This is a genomic window from Shewanella aegiceratis, assembly GCF_019457495.1.
GTDB lineage: Bacteria > Pseudomonadota > Gammaproteobacteria > Enterobacterales > Shewanellaceae > Shewanella > Shewanella loihica.
In genome coordinates this window covers 4,000,228-4,024,754 of record NZ_CP080416.1, presented here as the reverse complement: position 1 = coordinate 4,024,754, position 24,527 = coordinate 4,000,228, and the positions used below count along the sequence as shown (strand labels likewise).

The window sequence follows — 24,527 nt, the reverse complement described above, 5'->3', positions numbered from 1 at the left end:
CAATGGTTTAACCAACCTGAAGATAAACAATAAAGCGTAAAAACCGGGGAATTCGAGATGAAAAAAGTCAGTCATTTGGCATTAGCCGTGGCGTTGGGCTTGGGCCTAGGCGCCTGTGGTAGCCATGACACCACTCAGGTAGAGAGTGTACAAGCGACAAAGGTGTCGGGCGTTGAGAAGGAAAACTTCGACACTCAGGTGCGTCATCAGGACGATTTCTATTACAGCGTTAACGGTCACTGGTTGGCGAACACGCCGATCCCTGCCGACAAGTCTAACTACGGCGCCTTCTCTGTGCTGTATGAGCAGAGCCAGAATGCCCTGAAAGAGATCATCGACGAAGTGGCAGCCATGCCAAACAAGGCCGAAGGCTCTAACGAGCAGAAGGTGGGTGACTTCTACGCCAGTTACATGAATACCGACCTGGTCGAGCAGCTGGGTGTGACGCCGATTAAGGCACCTATGGCGGAGATCGCCGGCCTCAAGAGCCATAAAGACGTTGCCAGCCAGATGGGTAAGCTGCTGGTCTCTGGCGTGCAGATGCCACTGGGCTTCTATGTGAACAACGATGCCAAGAAGTCGACCCAGTATGGCGTCTACTTCTACCAGTCTGGCCTGACCCTGCCGGATCGCGACTACTACCTGAAAGACGATGCTAAGTTCGTGGCCAACCGCGCCGCGCTGCAGAGCTATGTGACGGATCTGTTGGCTGCTGCCGGTTACGCGAATGCCAAGCGCGCCGCGAACAACGTTGCCGAGATCGAGCGCTTCCTGGCCGAGAGCCAGTGGACGCGCACCGAGTCACGTGACGCCAACAAGAGCTACAACAAGATGGATATCGCTGGTCTGCAGAAGACAGTCAGCAACTTCGATTATTCACAGTTTGCTAACGGCGCCGATATGAACAAGGTCACCGAGGTGATCGTGCGTCAGCCCTCTTTCTTCGAGAAGTTTGGCAAGCAATTTAACCAGTTCAGCGTCGAGCAGTGGCAAGACTACTTGATGTTCCACCTGGTGGACAGCTCCGCCGAGCTGCTGAACAAAGAGATGGTCGATCTTCACTTTGCCTTCCACAGTAAGACACTGATGGGCATCGAAGAGCAGAAGCCGCGCTGGAAAAAAGCGGTAGATGCTGCGGATCAGGTGATCGGTGAGCTGGTAGGTCAAGAGTACGTTAAGCGTCACTTTAAGCCAGAAGCCAAGGCGCGCATGGAGAAGATGATCCATAACCTGATCAAGGGCTTCGAGGTCAGTATCAACGAGCTCGAGTGGATGACGCCTGAGACTAAGGTGGCAGCGCAAGAGAAGCTGTCTAAGTTCAACTACAAGATCGGCTACCCAGACAAGTGGAAAGATTACACAGATCTCAGCATCAAGGCCGATGATCTCGTGGGTAACTATCTGCGTTACGCTCACTTCGAATACAAGACCATGCTGGACAAGCTAGGTAAGCCAATCGATCGCACCGAGTGGCACATGACGCCGCAGACGGTTAACGCTTATTACAGCCCTGTGATGAACGAGATCGTCTTCCCGGCCGCGATTCTGCAGCCGCCGTTCTTCAATATGGATGCCGACGATGCGATCAACTATGGTGGCATCGGCGCTGTGATCGGCCACGAGATCAGCCATGGTTTCGATGACCAGGGTGCCAAGTATGACGGTGATGGCAACCTAAGAGACTGGTGGTCTGATAAAGACAGAGAAGAGTTCAAGAAGCGCGGTGCTCAGCTCAGCGCCCAATACTCTGGCTATGAAGCCCTGCCGGGTAAGTTTGTAAACGGTGACCTCACACTGGGTGAGAACATCGGTGACCTGGGCGGTCTGACGGTGGCAGCGCGCTCTTATCAGCTGAGCCTAAACGGTAAAGAAGCGCCAGTGATCGATGGCCTGACCGGCGAGCAGCGTCTGTTCATCGGCTGGTCACAGGTATGGCGTCGTAACTATCGCGACGAAGAGCTGGGACGTCGTCTGTTGACCGACCCGCACTCACCAAGCCATTTCCGCGCCATGGGGACGCCGCGTAACATCCCAGCCTTCTACGAGGCGTTCGATGTTAAGGCGGGCGACAAGATGTACTTGAGCGAAGAAGATCGCGTGAAGATCTGGTAATCCCAGATTTTAACAAAAGTACAATCTAAACAAATGAAAGCCCATCCTAGGATGGGCTTTTTATTGTCTTAATCCCTGTATTTACAGCTGTTTAGCGGTGCATTGTGCCAGGTAGCCGGCGAACTCCTTGAGACTGGCGAGCTGCTGGTGGGCGGCGGCCCATCTGGCCTGGCTTGCCTCATGGGGCGCTGGAATGACGACCGTATGCATGTTGGCGGCCCTGGCGGCGATCAGGCCGTTGAAGGAGTCTTCTATTGCCAGGCATTGCGAAGGTTCAACGCCTAGGGCCTTGGCGCAGTTGAGGTACACCTCTGGGTGGGGCTTGCCCAGGGCCAGCGTCTCGGCGCTCTCGATGGAATCGAACAGCTCTCTGATGGCCAGCTTCTGCATCACGGCATCGATCAAAAGCGTCGGCGATGAGGTCGCCAGGCCAAGCTTGAGTCCCCTCTGCTTGCAGGCCTCGAGCGCCTCCTTGACGCCGGACATCGCCTCGCCGTGACTCAGGATCTCTCCGGCCACTTGCGTGACTATCGCCTCGGCGGTCGCCGCATTGTCATAGCCTTCCCAAGGGTGGCGTCGATACCAGTACTCGACTACCTGGTCGATGCGCAGCCCTGTGGTCTGCTCGGTATCGCTGAGGCTGATGGGTAGCCCCAGCTGGCTTAACACCTTGTATTCGGCGGCCTGCCAACTCGGCTCGGAATCGATAAGCACGCCATCCATATCGAAGATGACCGCCGCTAAATTTATTTGGCTCATGGTTATGGCTCTTGCTGCTTCATATTGATTGAGAAAGTGGAATATTATGCGGATTCTTCGGGTATTTACGAGCCTCCAGGCAATTTTTTTGCGCGATTTTTTCTCCAGAGATAGCCGGGTTTATGCGTTTGGAATGAATTTGTATTGCCTTTGAAAAGCGTTGTATTTCAAATGCTTAATTTGTTATTCAAACTATTGTCTAATTTCATTTGTTTCAGGGCTGCGCTAATTTGCTGGGCACCCTAGGAAATCCCGGTAATTTCTCACTTCTAAGAGTGTGATCTGATTCATACTTTTGCAAAGCTGTAGTATAATGCGGCCGGAAATACGGGTTGAGCCTGCTTGACTGTGAGCTTCAGAATTGAAGACGTGCAGTTTCGCTGTTAGAACGCCAAACAAAGAGGAATGTTGCCGTGCTAGAAGCATATCGTAAACACGTCGCAGAACGTGCTGCAGAGGGCGTAGTCCCTAAGCCACTAGATGCCCATCAAGTGGCCGAATTAATCGAATTAGTTAAGAATCCACCTGCGGGTGAAGAGGAGTTCATCCTCGACCTGCTGGAAAACAGAATTCCACCAGGTGTTGACGAAGCGGCCTATGTGAAAGCCGGTTTCCTCGACGCGGTTGCCAAAGGTGAGGCAACATCTCCTATCCTGTCTGCGGCGCGCGCCGTTGAGCTGCTGGGTACCATGCAGGGCGGTTACAACATCGAGCCGCTGATTGCGCAGCTCGACAATGACGCTCAGGCACCATTGGCGGTTAAGGCACTGTCAAACACTCTGCTGATGTTCGATGCCTACCACGATGTGGTTGAGAAGATGCAAGCGGGCAACGCTCACGCTAAGCAAGTGGTTGAGTCTTGGGCGAACGCCGAGTGGTTCCTCAGCCGTCCTAAGCTGGCCGACAAGGTTACCCTGACCGTATTCAAGGTGACGGGTGAAACCAACACAGACGATCTGTCACCAGCACCCGATGCCTGGTCTCGTCCAGATATCCCACTGCACGCCCTGGCGATGCTGAAAAACGCGCGCGACGGCATAGTGCCAGACGAAGCGGGCGTGAAAGGCCCAATCAATGAGATCGAAGCCCTGAAACAGAAGGGTCATCCACTGGTTTATGTGGGCGACGTTGTAGGTACGGGTTCTTCACGTAAGTCTGCGACCAACTCTGTACTTTGGTTCATGGGCGACGATATCCCATTCGTACCTAACAAGCGTGCCGGTGGTTTCTGTCTAGGTGGCAAGATTGCTCCTATCTTCTTCAACACCATGGAAGATGCCGGTGCACTGCCAATCGAGCTAGATGTAAGCAAGATGAACATGGGCGATGTGATTGACATCTACCCATACGAAGGTGTGGTTAAGCTACACGGCAGCGACGAAGTGATCTCTGAGTTCAAGCTCAAGACTGATGTGCTACTTGACGAAGTACGTGCCGGTGGCCGTATTCCGCTGATCATCGGTCGTGGTCTGACAGATCGCGCTCGTGAGACCCTAGGTCTACCAGCCTCTGACGTATTCGTACGTCCACAAGATGTGGCCGATTCTGGCAAGGGTTACACCCTGGCGCAGAAGATGGTGGGTAAGGCATGCGGCGTAGCCGGTGTGCGTCCAGGCCAATACTGCGAGCCTAAGATGACTTCTGTGGGTTCACAAGACACCACAGGTCCTATGACACGTGACGAGTTGAAAGACTTGGCATGTCTTGGCTTCAGCGCCGACCTGACCATGCAGTCATTCTGTCACACTGCCGCTTATCCTAAGCCAGTTGACGTGAACACTCACCACACGCTACCTGACTTCATCATGAACCGTGGCGGTGTATCGCTGCGTCCAGGTGACGGCGTTATCCACTCTTGGCTAAACCGTATGCTGCTGCCTGATACCGTAGGTACGGGTGGTGACTCGCATACTCGTTTCCCAATCGGTATCTCTTTCCCTGCGGGTTCTGGTCTGGTGGCTTTCGCCGCCGCGACCGGTGTGATGCCATTGGATATGCCTGAGTCTATCTTGGTTCGCTTCAAGGGCGAGATGCAGCCTGGTATCACACTACGTGATCTGGTACATGCGATTCCGCACAAGGCGATCGAAATGGGTCTGCTGACCGTTGAGAAGAAGGGCAAGATCAACGCCTTCTCTGGTCGTATTCTGGAGATCGAAGGTCTTGAGAAGCTGAAGGTTGAGCAGGCATTCGAACTGTCTGATGCCTCTGCCGAGCGCAGTGCTGCCGGTTGTACCATCAAGCTGGACAAAGAGCCTATCATCGAATACCTCAACTCTAACATAGTGATGTTGAAGTGGATGATCGCCGAAGGTTACGGTGACCGTCGCACTATCGAGCGTCGTATCGCCGCGATGGAAGAGTGGTTGGCGAACCCAGAGCTGATGGCTGCTGATGCTGATGCAGAATACGCCGAAGTGATCGAGATCGATCTGAACGAGATCAAAGAGCCTATCCTGTGTGCACCAAACGATCCAGATGATGCCGTGCTCCTGTCTCAGGTGAAAGACACCCAGATCGACGAGGTGTTCGTTGGTTCTTGTATGACTAACATCGGCCACTTCCGTGCAACCGGTAAGATGCTAGACAAGTTCGCCAAGACGCTACCAACCCGTCTGTGGATCGCACCACCAACTAAGATGGACCGCGATCAACTGACAGAAGAGGGTTACTATGCCATCTTCGGTCGTGTCGGTGCACGCATCGAGATCCCAGGTTGTTCTCTGTGTATGGGTAACCAGGCACGTGTTGCCGAGGGTGCAACGGTAGTTTCTACCTCTACCCGTAACTTCCCGAACCGTCTGGGTACTGGCGCAAACGTTTACCTGGCGTCTGCCGAGCTGGCCGCGGTTGCCGCACTGTTGGGTCGTTTGCCAAGCGTTGAAGAGTATCAAGAGTATGCGAAAGAGATCGATGCCACTGCAGCCGATACTTACCGTTATCTGAACTTCGACCAGATCGATTCATACACACAAAAAGCGGGCGAAGTGATCTTCCAGTCTGCCGTGTAATCGGAATTGATAACGCGAAAAGGCCAGCTGATTAGCTGGCCTTTTTTATATCTTCGCTATTGTATGTCAGCGATAGGGAAAGTGCGTTTAGGCGCTTGCTCTTCGTCGTTTATGCCGAGTATTTGCTGTGCAGTACTTCCAGTAGCTGATCTTCCAGTTGGAAACGTGTCTCCATGGCATCGCCGAGTGAGGAGAGATCTTTGTCCAGCTGATAGAGGATCTTGTCGTCGCTGGCACTGGTGTACTTGTCGTTGAAGTCCAGTGCCATATCTGTGGTTTCGCTGATCTTAGGCACTATGGTCTGCGCCAAGGCCTGGCTGGATTCGCCATTTTTCTCACAGGCGGTAACCACGCGGTCATAGACCTCGAAGTGCCCCTCGGACACATAATCCACCAGAAGATCGCAGAATTCTTTCACCGACTTGAAGGCGGGAAGTGACTTGTCTATCGCCTCGTAGGGCGGCAGCCCGGCGATTTGGCAGTAGTTAATCAGCAGCTTACGACGGTGGTTTAGCCATTGATCAATCAGTGTATTGGCGCCACCCCATTTCTGTTCGGCCCGTTCCAATTGCTTTAGCATGATGGTCCCCATCGCAAGTTATTCTATGACTTCTAATGTAGGTGAGAAATACCGCTTTGATCAACCATTTTTTAGTCGATCCGGGCGATCTTTCAGCTGGTCGAATCTGCTTGTTTTGTATACAAAATGACGGAGGCGTTGTTGGTGAGAGGGGGAGAAATAAAATGCCCAGCGATAGAAATCTATCGCTGGGCGAGTAAAGTTTTTGCGGGCTCGATGCGACGAGCTTCTTGATTGTTCTTGCTAGCGCAGACTTTTTATACCAAAGGCAAAGAGGGGGTGCAACTTTTTTCTAACGAATTGAGGGCTGAGGCGAGCAATTTGCGCTCTAGGCCAAACCTTGAGTGAAAGCGTGAGGGGGTAAAAAAATAATCAAGCGGCGTTTGTCACATAAATGCGCCGATGGAGGTTACTTTACTCGCGTAAATGCTAAACTACTGTCCCAGCGAAAATCAATAAGCGTAGGAATAGAGCCTTATGGCAGAACTAAAAAATGATCGTTATTTACGTGCCTTACTAAAACAGCCTGTTGATGTGACTCCTGTGTGGATGATGCGTCAGGCGGGTCGTTACCTTCCTGAATACAAAGCAACCCGCGCACAAGCCGGCGACTTCATGTCACTGTGCCGCAATGCCGAGTTGGCCTGTGAGGTGACGTTGCAACCACTTCGTCGTTACGATCTCGATGCTGCGATCTTATTCTCTGATATTTTGACCGTGCCAGATGCCATGGGCCTGGGTCTCTATTTCGAAACCGGTGAGGGTCCTCGTTTCGAGCGTCCAACCGATACGCTTGATGCCATCAAGAAGCTGGCCGTACCGGATCCAGAAGATGAGCTTGGTTATGTGATGAAGGCCGTTAGCACCATTCGCCGTGAGCTGAAAGGCGAAGTGCCGCTGATCGGTTTCTCTGGTTCACCTTGGACACTGGCGACCTACATGGTCGAGGGCGGTTCGAGCAAGACTTTCGAGAAGATCAAGAAGATGGCCTATGCCGAGCCTGCGGCGCTGCACATGCTGCTAGACAAGCTGGCCGATGCCGTGACTCTGTATCTGAACGCACAGGTGGCCAACGGTGCTCAGTCACTGATGATTTTCGACTCATGGGGCGGCGCCCTGTCTCATACCGCTTACCGCGAGTTCTCGCTGCGCTACATGCAGAAGATCGTCGACGGTCTGACCCGCCATGCCGATGGCCGTCAGGTGCCAGTGACGCTGTTCACTAAGGGTGGCGGACTATGGCTAGAGGCGATGGCCGAGACTGGCTGTGATGCACTGGGTCTGGACTGGACGGTGGACATTGCCGACGCTCGTCGCCGCGTGGGTCACAAGGTTGCCCTGCAGGGTAACATGGATCCTTCTATGCTTTACGCTTCACCTGAGCGCATCCACGAAGAAGTGCGTCAGATCTTGGCCGGTTACGGTGAAGGTTCGGGCCATGTATTCAACCTGGGTCATGGTATTCACCAACATGTGGATCCAGAGCATGCCGGTGCCTTCATCAAGTCAGTTCACGAACTGTCGGCGCAATACCACAAGTAAGCGGCATTAAGGTTTACAGCTAGCCAGTCGGGGCAACTCGACTGGCTATTTTTTTGTCCGCGATTCCCTGTTAATCCTTCCCTCTAGACCTATTAAAAATTCGAATAGTAACTAATGTGTATTATAAGAGAGCATCTGCTAACCTGAATTCAGTCAGGGAAAACAAGGATTTTGATATGAAAAAGTTTATAGCAATCAGTGTGATATGTTTCGCAGTCTTCTTCGGTCTGCTTAATGGGATTCACCACATCTATGTTGCTAACGCAGACACTATTCTGGGCCAATATATGGTTGCCGCATTGGTGGTGGTCATGTGGGCCTGCCTCTTCGCCTCGCTGGCTAGCCTGGCGTACCCCTTCCTCCGCCGCCATCTGGTGATCTCCCCGCAATAAACCCCACCTCATCGATATCGGGGCAGTGCGATCATGAATCGGCTGCCCCGGTCGGTTGCACTCTGCACCTCGATACGACAGCCGAGTCTGGCCAATAGCTGCCTGACGATCGCCAGGCCGACGCCTAGCTGCGGCAGCGTTTCGCCCCGGCAATAGTAGAGCTCGGGTTGGCTTGGGCTAGGAGTATGTTGCAGGGCGGCAATGGCTTCGGGTTGCATGCCGCTGCCCGAGTCTTGAATCACCAGATAAGATCCCGAGGTCAGCGTCTGGGGATAGACGGCGATCTCACCGCCTGGCGGTGTGTGGCGTAGGGCGTTGTCCAGCAGGTTGTTGAGCACCCGGCTCATGAGCTGAGGATCCGTATAGAGGAACTCTCTCTCGCCCTCACTCTTGCCCTCATTTTCACCTTGGCCTAGGCGGAGGCTGACCTCGGCCCGTCTGGCCTTGGGGACGAAGGTCTGGTTGAGCTCATCGAGAATCGACTGCAGCGAGACCCGGCGCATGTTCGCCTTGATCTGACCGTTCTCCAGCGCCGCCAACTCGAGCATCTGCGCCAGCAGGTGCTGTAGCCTCTGCCCCGAGGCGGCCGCGTACTGCAGCAGGCTGTCGTCGCGCGCATCGGCCGGGCTCAGCAGCCAGGTATCTAAGTATCCCAGCAAGGTGGTGAGAGGCGTCTTGAGATCGTGTGACAGGTGCAGCAGGAACTCCTGCTTGGCCGCCTGCTGCGCCGTCACCTGTCGCTGCTTCTGGGCTACCTCTTCTAACAGATGATTGATCTGCCCATTGAGCTGGGCCATCTCCTGGCTGCGGCTCGGCGCCAGGGGCAGGGCGAGGGGCTGGCCTATGGGTTTGTGTTCCAGCTCGCCCAGGGCCTGGGTGAGGCGATTGAGGGGCCGGGTCAGGTAACGCAGCAGCAGGGCAAACAAGATCAGGGTAAATAGGGCCCAGCCGCCCAGGGCGACGCCCCACCGCTCGGGCAGATCTTTGGCCTGGATAAGCGACTGCCAACTATCGAAGGCTTCACCGCCGATGATCACATAGAGGTAGCCGCTGAGGCTGCCATTTGGGCCAATGAGTGGGCTGGCGGAGAAGATCTTCTGCTGGCCATCACTCCTGGGATCTGTGCCCAGGATTGGCAGGGTATCCCCCTTGAGGAAGGAATGAATCTTGGTGATGTCCACCTCGTGGGTCTTGATCTGCTCCTGTTTGGCGTCGAAGGCGATCACCTTGCCCTGGGGGTCTAAGGTGTAGATCTCGAAGCTGGGCCCCAGCAACATGAGGTCGTGAAAGGCCTCCTTGAGGGCTGCGTCCGAGGTGATCCCCTGTGACAGAAGCGGGTTGATCTCGGCCATATGGCTCGCCAGCTCTCTGTGCAGGGACTGTTGCACCAGCCGCTGGCTGTGTTGCTGACTCAGGCTAGACCACTGCCAGAAGCCGAGAAACAGCAGCAAGACACAGGCGCTGGCAAGCAGCAGAATGCGGCCAAACAGGCTGTTGACCATGGCTAGTGCGCCGCCGGTGGGGCGAACTTATAGCCCACGCCCCATACCGTCTGCACCAGTTCGTTGCTGCTGGGGCAGCAGGCCAGCTTGGCCCTGAGACGATTGATGTGGCTGTTGACCGTGTGCTCATAACCCGCATAGGAGTATCCCCACACGGCTTCCAGCAGCTGCATGCGGCTGAATACCTGACGTGGATGTTGGGCCAGGTAGTAGAGGAGATCGAACTCCCTGGCGGTGAGAGCCAGGGGCTGGTTGGCGGCGGTGACCTCACGCGTCTTGCTGTCGATCACCAGTTCGTCAAAGGTGAGGGCATACTGGTCGGCGGCCTGCTGAGCGGAGCGCCTGAGCAGCGCCTTGACCCTGGCCCTGAGTTCCAACACGCTGAAGGGTTTGACCAGATAGTCGTCGGCGCCGGACTCCAGCCCGAGGACGATATCTGCCTCACTGTCTCTGGCGGTGATCATCATGCAGGGCAGGCTCTTGCCCTCCTGACGCAGCTGCTGGCACAGGGTCAGGCCATCGCCATCGCTCAGCATGCGATCCAGTAGCAGGAGATCGAAACACTTGCTGCGCAGCTGTTGCCTGGCTTGGTTCAGAGTGCTGACCTGGGTCACCTCATGTTGCAGAGATTCCAGGTTGAGACGGATCAGGCGGGCGAGATCCGGTTCATCCTCGACCAGCAAGATGCGGCGCCCTTCACCTAGCGTCCTGTCACCGTTTATCACAGACATAACAAACTCCCTCTAGTTGGCCTACATCCAGTAGACCCAGCACAGAGGGAATTTATTTCGTCGATGCTAAATTAAGCTGGTCAGGTAACCTTGCTTACTAGCGGGTGCGCTGAATGGTTACCTTGAGCACAGGGTTGTCGAACCTATGACTGGCTTTGAGCACAGAGTCGCTCAGGCCATCGTCCTGGCTGATCACCCCTGGGTGCAGGTGCACACGATCCACATCATCGCGGGCCGCATTAAAGCCTTCACCGCCATCCGCCGGCCCTGGGATGCTTCCCTTGATTTCGCTGTTGGCCTCTGTGCCTGCGTCATAGGCGGGGGTGTAGAAGCTCTGGCTCTGATCCACGGCCATCTGGCTGATATCAATGGCGTTAAGGCCGCTGAAGGCGTCGTTGGTGTTGACCAGCATGGTCAGCAGCGACAGGGATGCAGTTGCCGCCTCGGTTTGGGTCAGGGTCAGGCTTTCACTCGCCCCGGGAGGGAGTATGCCTGCGCCGCTAACGACCATATCGATGCCGTCCATCTCGGCGCTATAGCCCGACTGATCGCCGCCCTCGGCCAGTTGCTCCAGCGCCAGGCTGGCAGGCTCGCCATTATTCCAGGCATGATAGCCGTTGGAGGTTGCCAGCAGCGCCAGGGGCGACATAGGTTGATTCGCCGTCAGGTTGGTCACCGTCAGGGTAAAGCTACGCTCCACGGGTGGTGCCGGTGGCTCTGGCATATTAGTGTCATGGTCGTTGTCTGAGCAGGCGCTGAGCATCAACCCCACAGTGAGTGCCGCCGCCGTTAAGGGCAGACCATTCTTGAGCTGTTGCAGTTTCATCATGGCCTCCTACTTCACTATGATGGTGACGCGGGCGACCGGGTTGAGCCAGCGATGCACCCGGCTGTCGAGATCGCTCATGCCGCCCGCAGGATCTGTGTCACCCAGAATGCCGGGGTGGATATGCACCTTGTCGTTGGGACTGGTGTCGGCCACGCCGCTAGCATTGCTGCCGCCATCTCCGCCCGGCGCCGCGGGGATCCCCGGCACGCCTGGCATGCCGCCGCCATTGATCACCTCATCGTTGGCCTCGGTACCTGCGTCATAGGCGTTGAGATTCAGGGTATAGGTGCCGGGCGTGGTTGGGATCTCCCAGCCGTCCAGGCCGACGAAGGCGTCGTTGGTAGGCAGTATCATGGCGACCAGGGACAGATGCGTCATCGCCAGGGAGTCAAAGCTGATGCTGGCGACATTCTGACCCGGTGCCATCAGGCCGCCGGCTGGGTTAGACAGGGTGACGCCGCTGGCGCCGTCTACCATGGCCGCGAGATCGGCGATATCACCTCCTTCGGCCATCTTCTGCAGTGCGCTGGTGGCAGGTTCGCCTGCCTGGAACAGATGCATCTGAGCATCATGGGCGGCGATGAGGAGTGGGGTGAAGTGATTGCCATGGGTGAGGTTGCTGATACTGATGGTGAGCTCGGCTGCGCTGATTGGGGTGGCGACTAAACCGGCTAACAATAGGCCAGCGCTGATTTTGCGTAGGGTCATGGGTGTTCTCCTGATTGACATGATCGATTCCTAGCTTCAAGCATGGCGTTCGGAGTTCACTTAAGTATCGCCAAATTATCACAAAAGCTTCACAACTGACGTTTGGCGGTGAACTGGCTCCCAATTTGTCCTTAGAATTACCGTTCAATCGTCAATTCCTGCGCTAAGTCAATGCAGCGGCCGTTCGCCGCAGGCAGGCTATTGGCTAGTTTTGCAACGGGCAGTCGCCCGGCGGTTTAAACCCTAGGGCAAATAGGGTATTTTCCTCGCCGGTTCGAACTTAGCCCCAAAACGCGACACCGATAGGATGGCTCAGAGACAAGATGCGCATTAGCAAGAAAATTGTGGTTTTTGTGGCCGGCTTCTGCCTGCCCGCCATCATGGCCATCTCCTATGGGTTAAACGCCTGGTATGAACTGCGCCTGAGCGATCTTCGCCAGGAGATGAGTCAGCGTGCGCAGCAGAATATCGCCCACCATCTCGAGGAAGATCTGGGGCAGTTTGAGATGCTGGCTCAGCTCTACGGCGTGCCCATGGCGCTCTTGCCTGCCGACCAGCGCCAGACCCTGTCCGCGACCTGGCATGCCATGGCCCTGTCTGCCCATGTCAGCCTCTATGGCGTAGAGGAAGATGGCATTCGCGCTTTTGCAGAGCCCAGCCCTGAAACTCATGCACTGGATCTCGATGCGCTCTGGCCCAAACTCCTGACTCTGGATGGCGTTCGCACTGGCTTTCTGCTCCAGGGCAAGCAAGGTTTTCTGGCCTGCGTGATCCCTCTGTCTGACAACAGGCGTCTGCTGATGGTGCGCCGGGTCGACAATCAATTATTCGAACACTATCAGGCTTATTCGTCGCTGGCGGGACTGAGGCTGGCGACCACCACGCCGAGCCTGCTGGCGCAGACATCGCCACAGCGGGTGACTCTGGAGGTGCCCAGCCTGCTCGGCGACCATTCGCTGCTTTTAGATATCGAGCTGACTGAGAGAGACAGCCTGGCGCAGAGCGGCCCGGCGACCCTAGTTTATCTCATAGGTGGCATCAGCCTGTTGCTGCTGTTGCTGGGCTACCTCTGGCTGCGCCATGGGGTGGTCGATCCCCTCAAGCAGCTATTGCGTCAGCTCTCGCGGGTAGATCCGACGGCGAAGACCTATCAACCCATCCGGGCCAAGGGCACCTCGGAATTTATGGTGATCTCCGAGCAGGTCAACGGCCTGCTGGCGCGCATCTTCCAGCAGAAGGAGCGCTCTAAGATCACCCTGGAGGCGATTGCCGAGGCGGTGATCCTCACCGACAGCTGGGCCAAGGTGATTTATCTTAATCCCCAGGCGGAGCGGCTGCTCAAGGTGAAGGCCGAATCTGCGGTGGGGATGAATCTGGACAAGGTGTTTCGCAGCGAGCCCGAGCTGAATCAGTCGCTGTTTGCCTTCATGGCGAGCGGCACGCCGACGCCCATGCTGAGCAAGGTTAAGTTTACCAGCCATACGCCCAGGCTGATGGAGCGCAGCATCAGCAACCTCAAGGGGCCGAACAACAAGATAATCGGCACTGTGATCGTGCTGCGGGACATCACCCAGGAGGAGCTGCTCAAGCATCAGCTCAGACGTAGGGCAAACTTCGATAATGTTACCGGCTTGCTCAATCGCTGCGCCTTCGAGGAGCGGCTTCAGGCCTTTGCCGAAGATGCCCAGACCCTAGCGATCTGCTATTTCGACCTGGAGCAGTTTAAGCTGATTAACGACTCCTGCGGCCACAACGCCGGCGATGCCATGTTGAAGATGGTGGCCAAGGCGATACAGGCCAGCCTGGAGGGGCAGGGCTTGCTGGCTCGCCTGGGCGGCGACGAGTTTGGCCTGGCGCTGAAGGACTTAGGCGTGGTGCCACTGGCTCAGCAGGTGAAACAGATCATCAATGCCGTCGGCAAACAGGTGATGGAGCATCACGGCTGTCATTATCATGTGGGGATCAGCGCCGGGGTGGCATTGGCCAGGGCACCTTATATCAATGCGCTGGAGCTACTCAAAGATGCCGATATCGCCTGTATCGCCGCCAAGCGCAAGGGCAGCAATCAGGTGCATTTTTATGATGATAAGGACAAGGAACTCACCTATCAGCGCAACGCTCCCAAATGGGCGGTGCGTATCGCCCAGGCGATCGAACACAACGAGCTACTGCTCTACTATCAGCCCATCAAGGCGTTGGGGCCTCAGGGCAAACAGCGCATGGAGGTTCTGCTGAGGATCCAGGAACCCTGTGGGCGTATCCTGGCGCCTGCGCAGTTTATCGCTGCGGCCGAACGCTTCAAGCTGATGACTGATGTGGATAAAGAGGTGATACGTAAGACCTTCCTCTGGCTCTCTCTTCATGAGGAGCTGTGGGCGGATCACTGCCTGTCGATCAACCTCTCGGCCAACAGCCTGGGGGCCGAGGGCATGGTGGACTATATCATCGCTCAGTTGGAGCGTTTCGCCATCCCAAGTCAGTGCATCTGTTTCGAGATCACCGAGACCAGTGCGATTCAGAATCGTAACCGGGCGATGGAGATGCTCAATCAGCTGAAGAAGCAGGGCTTCTCCTTCGCCCTGGATGACTTCGGTACCGGATTTGCTTCTTATGGTTACCTGCGGGAGCTGCCGGTGAACTATGTGAAGATCGATGGCTGCTTCATCAAGTCCCTGGCCAGCAATGCCAAGGACTACGCCATCGTCAAATCGATACACGATGTCTGCCGTGTGATGGGCATAGAGACGGTGGCTGAGTTCGTGGAGAACCAGGAGATCATCGAGCGCCTCAAGTCGATCGGCATCAACTATGCCCAGGGCTATGCCATCGGCCGCCCCAAGAGCTTGGATCAATACCTCACAACACCGACCGACAATGTGCATCGCCTGATGGCCTAACCCCATAATCGACCCGTTTTAAGGCTTGTACTTTGGGCTTAAGTGTGTGAATTTGTGGCTTATCCATCCATTCACACCTTAGGTTTTCGATGCAAACTTTAGCCGATAAGGTCGTTATCATCACGGGGGCCTCCGAGGGAATTGGCCGAGCCTTGGCCAAGGCAATGGCGCCCCTGGGTTGTCGCCTGGTGCTCACCGCCCGCAGTCAGGGGCGACTGCACTCCCTGCAGGAGGAGCTCTCGTCCATCGCCAGCGTGCCGCCCTTAGTGATCCCTGCCGATGTCACCGACGCCAACGCCTGCCAAGGCCTCATCGATGCCTGTGTGGCCCATTTTGGCCGCCTGGATATTTTGGTCAACAATGCCGGCATGACCATGTGGTCGCGCTTCGATGAGCTCGAAGACCTCTCCATTCTCGAACGTGTGATGCAGGTTAACTATCTGGCCCCGGCCATGCTGACCCATTTTGCCCTGCCGCATCTAAAGGCCAGTCGTGGTCAGATAGTGGTGGTGGCATCGGTAGCGGGCCTCACCGGTGTGCCTACCCGCAGCGGTTACAGCGCCTCTAAGCATGCGGTGATGGGCTTCTTCGACTCGCTGCGCATCGAGCTGGTGGAGCATGATGTGGCCGTCACCCATATCTGTCCCGATTTCGTGGTGTCAGAGATCCATAAGCGTGCCCTGGATGGTCAGGGTAAGCCTCTCGGTAAGAGCCCGATGCAGGAGGCTAAGATCATCACCGCCGAGCAGTGCGCCCAGATGATGCTGCCGGCCATCGCCGGGCGTAAGCGACTGCTTATCACCTCGACGCGGGGTCGTTTGGGTCGCTGGTTTAAGATCATCGCCCCGGGTCTTATCGATAAGATCGCCCGCAAGGCGATCGCCTCAGGACATTGATTAGATTCGCTAAGGACTGTCCTAGCTCCGAATGTCTCAGGTAAAAGCAGAAGAGCAATAAAAAACCCAGTCTAAACCGGGCTTTTTTTGTGTAAGGAGTAAAGTCGAGCTTATTCCTTGGTGATATCCAGGTTGATCAGCCACCAGGCTCTGGCCTGAACGTCGCCTGCCTCGACCATGTCGCCGCTGCGATATGGCTTGGCAAAATGAGTCACCACGATAGGCTTGAGAGTCTTAAAACGTCCTGGATTAACGAACCAGGCGTTGTAAGGATCCTCGTCATGCATGCTGATGCTGACCTCGGAGCTGACCGGCTGGCTTAGGCCTGGGCAGGTGTAGCGACTGCTGGAAGCCAGCGGATAGGCGACTCGACTGCCGTCACCACACAGGCTGGTGTTTTGCAGCCTCAGGGTGATAAAGGTGCAGCCCTTGTAATTGTCAGGGTCGGTACACACCTGAGTCAGCATAGTGGTATAGCCGCCACTCAGTTCATCGTCGCCATCCTTGCTGATGGCATCGCCACGTCCACCGATGGCGGTGAAGTAGGAGACATCGCCCGCGGCAACCTCTGCCGGAGAGACGAGCTGCAGCTCGCTGCCATCGAAGGTCAGGTTGGCTTCTTCGCCAAGATCTGGCTCGATATCCTTGAGGAACAGCTTGTAGTTCAGGCTGGCTCTCTGATAATTGTTGCCGCCATCGTCGGTGACTATGATGTCGAAGTAGTCGTTATCGCCAGAACGTGGATAGGCATGCAGGGTGAGTTCGCCCGTCGAGGTGAGCTCGGCATACTCGGGAGATACCTGTAGGCCGAAGGCATAGGTGAGGTTACCAAAGGCGTTGGTAAACTCTGGCGGTAACACCTTGCGGTCCGGGTAGTAGACCACTGATTGAGTGATCTCATCCAGGCTGAGGCCAGGGTGAGCCGCCTTAGCCACGCTGACGTTGAAGTCGAGTAGGGTGCGCTCGTAGTTGCGGCTCTGCTCGATCACAGTCACCTTAGCCGTGCCTGCCGCCTGCACCGTCATCTCACCTGTCGTCTCGTCCAGGCTAACCACCTTGCTGGACGAAAGATCTGCATAGTAGCTGATCTGACTGTCGACACCGCGACCGCTGACACCTGGAGCCTTGAGCTTGGTGCCAGCACTGTATACCGCGCTGATCAACTCGCTTGAGAGTGCCAGTTCAGGGTTTTCGCTGCCCTTGTCGATCACCACATTCAGTTCGGCCTTCTGTGACAGGTGACCGGCATCACCGTCGTCTGTCACTATGTAGGTGACGCTGCCCGCGTTCTTAACCGTCAGGGTCTTGTTGGCCAGGTCGACGCTGACCACATCACTCTGACCGCTATGTAGCTTCAAACTCAGGCTGCCGACGACGCCCGACATGGGAATAGCGAGCACCTTGCCCGGCGCATATTGGCTGCGCACGGACGATATTTGCAGACTACCGTATAGCGGCGCAACATCGACGAAGAAACGGCTGCTGGCGGGATTATAGAAGTCATTGCCTGCATCGGTTGCGGTGATCCAGCCTCGGCCTGCGCCGACAATAGTGATCGCCTTGGTATCGGCATCTTGGCTGAAGACGCCGTCGCCGCCATTGTCTACCTGGTAGCTGACCTGGCCCTGATTATGGCTAGGTTGAGGGACGAAGGGGGCGTTTGCGGCAAAGTCCACCCGGCTATTTTCCACCACGAACAGGCTGTTATCCTGCTTGGCGATGGTGACAGTGAACTGCTGAGCTTGCGCCGTCCACAGCTCGCCGCCATCATCTTTAACGAGCACCTCTACCGAACCTGGTTTCAACACCTGCATCTGGCCGGTTTTGCTGTCCAGTGTGACCACATCGGTGGCGCTGGTGGCGGTCAGGCTATAGCTTAGCTTGCCCTTGGCACCGACAACTTGCGGCGTCAGGGTTTGATTGGCCTGATATTGGGTGTCGATATCGATGGCCTGCAGTGAGCCGGCAATCATGGCCTCGACCTTGACCTTGAAGGTGCGAGTCGCGCTCAGGTAGTTGTGGTTACCGGCGTCGGTTACCTCGACCTCTGTCTCGCCGACGCCCTGGAAGCTAAACTCACCCAGCTCGGCATCTGTGATGCTGATGACATCCTCGGCCGCGCCTGTCTTGATGGCGTAATGTAGCTTACCTTGGACGCCGGTGACATCGAAGCTCGCCGTCTTATCGGCGTCGAAATGTGTGGTGACATCGCTCGCCTTGAAGGCCAGGTTCTGCGCCTTGTCGATCTGAACGCTAAAGCGTTGGACCAGCACCTGAGTATGGTTGGCCGGCGCAACTTGCTGCACCTCAACCTGAGTCTCACCGGCGCCAAGTATGTTCATCGCCCCTGTGGTGGGATGTACCTGAACCACCTGAGTATCGGCACCTGCAACCAGCTGGAAGTGAGCTTCTGTGGTGGGGGTGCCGCTGTAGACAGGCAGTAGCTTACCGCCAAAGATCAGTGGCTTGCCTGTGATATTCTGATAGGTGGCGTAGGCGGTCTCGGCAGGCGAGATGTTGACCTGAAACTCGCGTGAGTCGGCCTGGAAGTTACGGCCGCCATCATCTTTGGCTAGCAGTTTGACACTGCCGCTGCCTAGCACTGTGATCTTACCCTGGGCGTCTACTGTCACCACGTTTGCAGGCTGACCCTCGGCCAGCATCAGGCTCAGGCTGCCTTTAACGCCGCTGATGCTAGGAGAGAGCTGGGCGCCGGCGACATAGCCCTGGCTGATGTCGTTAGTCAGTAGCGGCGTGCGAGGCGCCTTATTGATGCTGATGCTAAAACGTTGGCTGACAGGCTTGGTCTGGCTGTTGCCGCTATCTGTGGCGATCAGTTCTGTGGTGCCGGCGTTGAGGATAGTGAGATACTGCTTGTCGGCAGAGATCTTGACCACATCGGCTGGGGCGCCGTTAACCAATTGGTAGCTGATGCTGCCTAATTTGCCTGTGATGGCCGGGGTGAGGCGTTGATCTGGCGCATAGGTTTGCACCAGTTCCTGAACTTTAATGCCTGGGTGCGCTTGTTTTTCGGCTTGCGGTGCAGGACTGTCCGAGTCGCCTCCGCCACAAGCGGTGAGTAAAAGGGTGAACAACAGGATGAAGTATCTCATTAAGCCTCCAGCTTAAAAAACAGAGGCGGCGAGTATACAGATGTGAATATTCTGCTGCAATATGAGGGTAAAATATTGAATTATGCTAATATTGTGGTTTTTACTGTTTGAAAATAATGTATTCAGGCTATTTTTAATACATGATTCGGGATTCGCAGTTAACTTATTGAGTCGTATAAAAAAGCACCTAATACCCTTATGGAGTATAGGTGCTTTTATGCGATTTTATTGCATGAAAACTGAGCGTGACTTAGATCTCAACTTTCCATGAATATCCCTTTATGGGTATTAGGCCTGCTCGTTTTCCCGGGCGATAGCGCGATAGGCGATATCGGTACGGAAATAGACGTCATCCCAGTGGATCTCGTTGACCAGTTGATAGGCAAGCTGCTGCGCCTGAGTCACATCTTGGCCCAGGGCGGTGGCACACAAGACGCGGCCGCCGTTGGTGACCACATGGCCATCCTTCAGGCTGGTGCCCGCGTGGAACACCTTGGCATCATCGCCGCCCAGGCTGAGTCCCTCGATCACATCGTGCTTGCGATAGGCATCTGGGTAGCCACCGGCAGCCATCACCACACCTACGGCGGCGCGGCTATCGAACTCGGCGGTGACCTTGTCCAGCTCGCCACGGGTGGCGGCCAGGCAGAGCTCGACCAGATCTGACTGAAGGCGCATCATGATAGGCTGAGTCTCAGGGTCGCCGAAGCGGCAGTTGTATTCCAGTACCTTGGCGCTGCCATCTGGCGCAATCATCAGACCGGCGTAGAGGAAACCTGTGTAGACATTACCTTCAGCAGCCATGCCATCTACGGTTGGACGAATGACGTTTTCAACGGTCCAGTCGTGAACCGCTTGTGTCACCACTGGAGCAGGAGAGTAGGCGCCCATGCCGCCCGTGTTTGGGCCGTTGTCGCCATTGTCTCTGGCCTTATGATCCTGGCTGCTGGCCATGGCCAGAATATTCTTGCCATCGACCATGACGATGAAGCTGGCTTCTTCGCCCTTGAGGAACTCCTCGATCACCACGCGAGAACCCGCCTCGCCAAACTTGTTACCGGCCAGCATATCTTCGATAGCCGCATCGGCCTCGGCCTGATCCTGGGCGATGATCACCCCTTTACCCGCCGCCAGGCCGTCGGCCTTGATGACGATAGGGAAGCCAGTGTTGGCGGTGACTTCGGTAACGTAAGCCTTGGCAGGCTCGATCTCGGTGAAGTTCGAGTAGGCCGCTGTCGGAATGTTGTGACGGGCCAGGAAGTCCTTGGTGAACGCCTTAGAAGACTCTAGCTGCGCCGCACCTTGGGTTGGACCGAAGATAGGTAGCTTAGCTTCGTTGAAGGCATCGACCACGCCCAATGACAGCGGCACTTCAGGGCCGACGATAGTCAGCTCGATCGCCTGCTCCTTGGCGAAGCTCACCAGCTCAGAGATGGCTTCGACCGCGATGGCCACGTTCTCAAGCTTAGGCTCCAGCGCTGTACCGGCATTGCCCGGCGCCACGAAGACTTTCTCGACCAAGGGTGACTTAGCGGCCTTCCAGGCCAGGGCGTGTTCGCGTCCGCCGCTACCTATTACTAATACGTTCATGCTATATCCTTAAAACGGCGCCCGGGCTTGTGGCCCAGGCGCGAAAGCAAATTAATGACGGAAGTGACGCATGCCGGTGAAGACCATGGCCATGCCATGCTCATCGGCGGCTGCGATGATCTCTTCATCGCGAATCGAACCGCCCGGCTGGATGATGCAGCTGATACCGGCGGCCGCCGCGGCGTCGATGCCATCGCGGAACGGGAAGAAGGCATCGGATGCCATCACAGAACCTACGACTTCCAGATTCTCATCGGCAGCCTTGATACCGGCCACCTTGGCGCTGTAGACGCGGCTCATCTGGCCGGCGCCCACGCCGATTGTCATGCTGTCTTTGGCGTAGACGATGGCGTTAGACTTAACGAACTTGGCCACCTTCCAGCAGAACATAAGATCTTTCATCTCGGCTTCGGTAGGCTGACGCTTGGTCACTACCTTGATGTCGCTCATCTCGACCATGCCTTGGTCTCTGTCTTGGATCAGCAGGCCGCCGTTGACGCGCTTGTAGTCCAGGCTGCGGGTCTTGCTAGTCCATTGACCGCACTCCAGCAGACGGACGTTGGCCTTGGCAGCCACAACGTCGCGTGCCGCCTGGCTAACGACTGGTGCGATGATTACCTCGACAAACTGACGCTCGACGATGGCGCTGGCGGTCTCGGCATCCAGCTCACCGTTGAAGGCGATGATGCCGCCGAAGGCTGAGGTTGGGTCGGTCTGGTAGGCGCGGTTGTAGGCCTCGAGCAGATCCTTGCCGATGGCAACGCCACAAGGGTTGGCGTGCTTGACGATAACACAGGCCGGCTCGCTGAACTCTTTGACGCATTCCAGCGCCGCATCGGTATCGGCGATGTTGTTGTAAGACAGTGCCTTACCCTGTAGCTGAGTTGCGCTGGCAACCGAGGCCTCGTCGATGTTGAGGTCCACATAGAAGGCGGCGCTCTGGTGGCTGTTCTCGCCGTAACGCAGATCTTGCTTCTTCACCAACTGAGTGTTGTAGGTGCGTGGGAACTTAGAATCCTGGTGGCACTCGTCCTGGCTGTGCGCCGGTACCATGGTGCCGAAGTAGTTGGCGATCATGCCATCGTAGGCGGCCGTGTGTTCGAAGGCGGCGATAGCCAGATCGAAACGTGTCTCCAGCGTGGTGCTACCCTGGTTGGCCTGCATCTCTTGGATCACGCGATCATAGTCTTTGGCGTTAACGACAATGGTGGTGTCTTTGTGGTTCTTTGCGGTAGAGCGCACCATGGTTGGGCCGCCGATGTCGATGTTTTCCACGGCGTCGGCCAGGGTGCAGCCTTCTTTGGCCACAGTCTCGGCAAAGGGGTAGAGGTTAACGGCAACCAGATCGATAGGCTTAATGGCGTTCTGTTCCATCACTATCTCATCGATACCGCGACGGCCGAGGATGCCGCCGTGCACTTTAGGGTGCAGGGTCTTTACGCGGCCGTCCATGATCTCAGGATGGCCCGTGTAGTCAGAGACTTCAATGACAGGCACACCGTTGTCTGCTAGCAGACGGGCGGTGCCGCCGGTAGATAGCAGTTCAACACCTTGAGCGTGCAGGGCTTGTGCAAACTCCAGGATTCCGGTTTTATCAGAAACGCTTAACAGCGCGCGACGAATAGGTCTGGCATTATTCATTTTAGGTACAGGGTCCAGTGGTTATTTTAAGGATCTTTCGGAAAACAGAACAGTTAGTGCTTGCTAACCATAAGCGTATTGCTTTCCAAAAGCCCCTCAAATAGTCGACTCCCCATCGCGGCGCGCGTATTTTACCGTAAAACTGTGTGCCATGCTGTTTTTTTCTGTGCGATTTCACAATACGCCATGGCGAACAAGCAACAGATTGTAATTTACGGCAGAATAACCCTTGACCTTAGATTTAACTCTAAGGTTTATACTGGCACTATCGCAATGAAAAAGGCGCCCTGGAGGCAAGATGTTTCGTATTGGAGAGTTAGCCAAACAGTGTGAGGTCAAGGCCGATACCCTGCGTTTTTACGAGAAGCATGGCCTATTGTCGCCGTCGATGCGCAGCGACTCGGGTTACCGCCTCTACACAGAACAGGACGCCGAGCGTCTGCGCTTCATTCTGCGGGCAAAGGCGGTGGGCTTCACCCTGTCGGAGATCACCGAGCTGCTATCTATCGATCTGGACAAGTCCAACTGGGCCTGCGCCGACGTGAAGGGGATGGTGGATATCAAGCTGGCCAATGTGGAAGAGAAGATCGCCGAGCTGAATCATTTTCGCGTCTCCCTGCAGCGGCTATCCGATGCCTGTTGCGGCGGACCGGAGAGCGCCGAACATTGCTCCATCCTGGAGGCGCTCGAGTCTAACGTAGAGGTGAAGTGTGAGAATCACAGCCATGATCACGGCGAAACCGAATATAAAACCAGTTGTAAGCTAAAGGGTTAACCTATGTTGTTATCTAATTTTATCGATCTCTTTCTCGATTCCGCGCCCTGGCTGCTGCTGGGTCTGGTGCTTGCCGGTATGTTGAAGATGTTTGTGCCCATGACCTGGATGCAGAAGCAGCTGGGTGGCCATGGGGTCAAGACCACTATCAAGGCCGCCGTGTTAGGCGCGCCCTTGCCGCTCTGCTCCTGCGGGGTGATCCCTGCCGCCGTCGGCCTGCGCCGCTCGGGCGCCTCTAAGGCCGCCACTACCTCATTCTTGGTGTCGACCCCTGAGACGGGCATCGACTCTGTGAGCGTCTCCTACGTGCTGCTCGGCCCCTTCATGGCGGTTGTCAGACCCATAGCCGCGGTCACCAGCGCCATAGTCGCCGGCCTGCTGGTGGGCCGTGATGATGACGAAGCCAAGACTGCCGAAGTGGCTCATTCGGCCGTTTCTAAACGAGATGAGGCAGACAAGGCTGAGGCGAGCAGCTGCTGTAGCAGTAAGCCAGCTCAAAAGTCGCTCGAAAAGGCTGAGTCATCGAGCTGCTGTGGTGACAAGCCGAGTGCACCTGTGCGTATGACGGCGGATGTCTCGCCCATGATGATGCGCCCCGTGAGCTCAGATGCCATTCTCAAGCAAGAAGCCTTGGTTAAGCCAGTGGCTTTGGTTAAACCTGAGGCGGTTAAGTCCGCGAACGGTGCATGCTGTGCCAGCAAGGCGGCGCCGGAGCCGGTCAGCTCATGTTGTAGCAGTAAGCAAGAGGTGAAGGCGGCGAGCTCATGCTGTTCGAGCGCTAAGGCCGATAATCAGAGTGCTGCCCAGGGCGAGAGTTGCTGTGAATCGACCAAAGATGTCGCCAGTGAGCTCAAGGGCACTTCGGTGCTGGCGCGCATGGGTAAGGGCCTGCACTATGCGGCGACTGATCTGGTGCGTGACACCACAGTCTGGCTGCTGATTGGTCTCTTCTTCGCGGCCCTGGTGCAGACCTATGTGCCGGGAGATTTCATGGCCAAGTGGGGTGATGGCATCTTGGCCATGTTGGTGATGGTGCTGATCTCTGTGCCCATGTATATCTGCGCTACGGCATCGACGCCGATTGCCGCAGGTCTGCTGCTGGCGGGGGTATCGCCAGGTGCCGTGCTTGTCTTCATGCTGGCGGGTCCGGCAACTAATATCGCTACCCTGGGGGTGGTAACCAAGGAGCTGGGTAAACGCGCCCTCTATGGCTACCTGGGTGGCGTCTTGGGTGTGGCCTTGGTAGCGGGCGTCTTGGTGAACTATCTGGTGGCGACCTTTGGTTTCGAGGTGATGCCTCAGGTGGGCGAGCAGCATAATCTGTTGCCTTCCCTGGTGGTAAATGCCTCGGGGATCATACTGGCGATTTTGATGCTCAAAGTCTTGCTGGCCAAGCTGCCGAAGAACTGGTGGCGCCGGGATTGCTGCTCTTAATATTTAGCTTCGGTC

17 protein-coding genes are annotated in these 24,527 nt (G+C 56.1%); 8 read left to right on the top strand and 9 right to left on the bottom strand.

Annotated elements, in window-relative coordinates; translation table 11 throughout:
* Positions 1 to 57: 57 nt before the first annotated feature.
* A complete protein-coding gene (locus K0H80_RS17480) occupies positions 58 to 2,112 on the top strand; it encodes a M13 family metallopeptidase (protein ID WP_220072421.1) in 2,055 nt (684 codons plus the stop codon).
* Between the two features lie 81 nt (positions 2,113 to 2,193).
* Here the strand turns inward: K0H80_RS17480 and hxpB are convergent, their stop codons facing one another.
* Entirely contained in the window at positions 2,194 to 2,871 is a 678-nt protein-coding gene (hxpB, locus tag K0H80_RS17475; protein WP_220072420.1) for a hexitol phosphatase HxpB, read from the bottom strand.
* Positions 2,872 to 3,284: 413 nt separating this feature from the next.
* Here hxpB and acnB point away from each other — a divergent pair, with 413 nt between their 5' ends.
* Complete coding sequence (gene acnB / locus K0H80_RS17470; RefSeq protein ID WP_220043485.1) at positions 3,285 to 5,882, top strand: bifunctional aconitate hydratase 2/2-methylisocitrate dehydratase; 2,598 nt, start codon at positions 3,285 to 3,287, stop codon at positions 5,880 to 5,882.
* 109 nt (positions 5,883 to 5,991) lie between these two features.
* Here the strand turns inward: acnB and K0H80_RS17465 are convergent, their stop codons facing one another.
* Positions 5,992 to 6,462 (bottom strand): Rsd/AlgQ family anti-sigma factor, encoded by a 471-nt coding sequence (locus tag K0H80_RS17465; protein WP_011867219.1) that lies wholly within the window; start codon positions 6,460 to 6,462, stop codon positions 5,992 to 5,994.
* Positions 6,463 to 6,939: 477 nt separating this feature from the next.
* Here K0H80_RS17465 and hemE point away from each other — a divergent pair, with 477 nt between their 5' ends.
* The gene (gene hemE / locus K0H80_RS17460; RefSeq protein ID WP_011867218.1) at positions 6,940 to 8,004 is read left to right on the top strand and encodes a uroporphyrinogen decarboxylase; all 1,065 of its coding nucleotides are present in this window, start codon (positions 6,940 to 6,942) and stop codon (positions 8,002 to 8,004) included.
* A 176-nt stretch (positions 8,005 to 8,180) separates the two neighbouring features.
* Complete coding sequence (locus tag K0H80_RS17455) at positions 8,181 to 8,396, top strand: hypothetical protein (RefSeq protein WP_220043484.1); 216 nt, start codon at positions 8,181 to 8,183, stop codon at positions 8,394 to 8,396.
* Between the two features lie 8 nt (positions 8,397 to 8,404).
* Here the strand turns inward: K0H80_RS17455 and K0H80_RS17450 are convergent, their stop codons facing one another.
* From K0H80_RS17450 to K0H80_RS17435, 4 genes are all read right to left on the bottom strand, one after another.
* On the bottom strand, positions 8,405 to 9,898 hold the full coding sequence (locus tag K0H80_RS17450; protein WP_220072419.1) for a sensor histidine kinase: 1,494 nt from the start codon (positions 9,896 to 9,898) through the stop codon (positions 8,405 to 8,407).
* A gap of 2 nt (positions 9,899 to 9,900) precedes the next feature.
* Positions 9,901 to 10,629 (bottom strand): response regulator transcription factor, encoded by a 729-nt coding sequence (locus tag K0H80_RS17445; RefSeq protein ID WP_220072418.1) that lies wholly within the window; start codon positions 10,627 to 10,629, stop codon positions 9,901 to 9,903.
* Positions 10,630 to 10,726: 97 nt separating this feature from the next.
* The gene (locus K0H80_RS17440; RefSeq protein WP_220074024.1) at positions 10,727 to 11,455 is read right to left on the bottom strand and encodes a spondin domain-containing protein; all 729 of its coding nucleotides are present in this window, start codon (positions 11,453 to 11,455) and stop codon (positions 10,727 to 10,729) included.
* Between the two features lie 9 nt (positions 11,456 to 11,464).
* Positions 11,465 to 12,166 carry a spondin domain-containing protein gene (locus tag K0H80_RS17435; protein WP_220072417.1) on the bottom strand — a complete coding sequence of 234 codons (702 nt, stop codon included), beginning with the start codon at positions 12,164 to 12,166 and terminating at the stop codon, positions 11,465 to 11,467.
* Between the two features lie 323 nt (positions 12,167 to 12,489).
* On the opposite strand from K0H80_RS17435, the gene K0H80_RS17430 reads away from it, so the two are divergent.
* Both K0H80_RS17430 and K0H80_RS17425 read left to right on the top strand, forming a co-directional pair.
* Positions 12,490 to 15,063, top strand: coding sequence for a sensor domain-containing protein (locus tag K0H80_RS17430; protein WP_220072416.1), 2,574 nt, complete (start codon positions 12,490 to 12,492; stop codon positions 15,061 to 15,063).
* An 89-nt stretch (positions 15,064 to 15,152) separates the two neighbouring features.
* Positions 15,153 to 15,959 (top strand): SDR family oxidoreductase, encoded by an 807-nt coding sequence (locus K0H80_RS17425; RefSeq protein ID WP_220072415.1) that lies wholly within the window; start codon positions 15,153 to 15,155, stop codon positions 15,957 to 15,959.
* 110 nt (positions 15,960 to 16,069) lie between these two features.
* Here K0H80_RS17425 and K0H80_RS17420 read toward each other — a convergent pair whose 3' ends face one another.
* The 3 genes from K0H80_RS17420 to purH all read right to left on the bottom strand — a co-directional run bounded on the left by K0H80_RS17420 (position 16,070) and on the right by purH (position 22,303).
* The gene (locus K0H80_RS17420; protein WP_220072414.1) at positions 16,070 to 19,072 is read right to left on the bottom strand and encodes a hypothetical protein; all 3,003 of its coding nucleotides are present in this window, start codon (positions 19,070 to 19,072) and stop codon (positions 16,070 to 16,072) included.
* Positions 19,073 to 19,360: 288 nt separating this feature from the next.
* A complete protein-coding gene (gene purD, locus K0H80_RS17415; RefSeq protein WP_220072413.1) occupies positions 19,361 to 20,662 on the bottom strand; it encodes a phosphoribosylamine--glycine ligase in 1,302 nt (433 codons plus the stop codon).
* A gap of 51 nt (positions 20,663 to 20,713) precedes the next feature.
* Positions 20,714 to 22,303 carry a bifunctional phosphoribosylaminoimidazolecarboxamide formyltransferase/IMP cyclohydrolase gene (gene purH, locus K0H80_RS17410; RefSeq protein ID WP_220072412.1) on the bottom strand — a complete coding sequence of 530 codons (1,590 nt, stop codon included), beginning with the start codon at positions 22,301 to 22,303 and terminating at the stop codon, positions 20,714 to 20,716.
* Positions 22,304 to 22,601: 298 nt separating this feature from the next.
* Here purH and zntR point away from each other — a divergent pair, with 298 nt between their 5' ends.
* Together zntR and K0H80_RS17400 are read left to right on the top strand one after the other, a co-directional pair.
* Positions 22,602 to 23,078: a Zn(2+)-responsive transcriptional regulator gene (gene zntR, locus K0H80_RS17405; RefSeq protein WP_011867207.1), complete on the top strand. Its 477-nt coding sequence runs from the start codon at positions 22,602 to 22,604 to the stop codon at positions 23,076 to 23,078.
* A 3-nt stretch (positions 23,079 to 23,081) separates the two neighbouring features.
* Positions 23,082 to 24,512, top strand: a complete 1,431-nt coding sequence (locus K0H80_RS17400) for an SO_0444 family Cu/Zn efflux transporter (RefSeq protein WP_220072411.1) — start codon at positions 23,082 to 23,084, stop codon at positions 24,510 to 24,512.
* Positions 24,513 to 24,527: the final 15 nt, after the last annotated feature.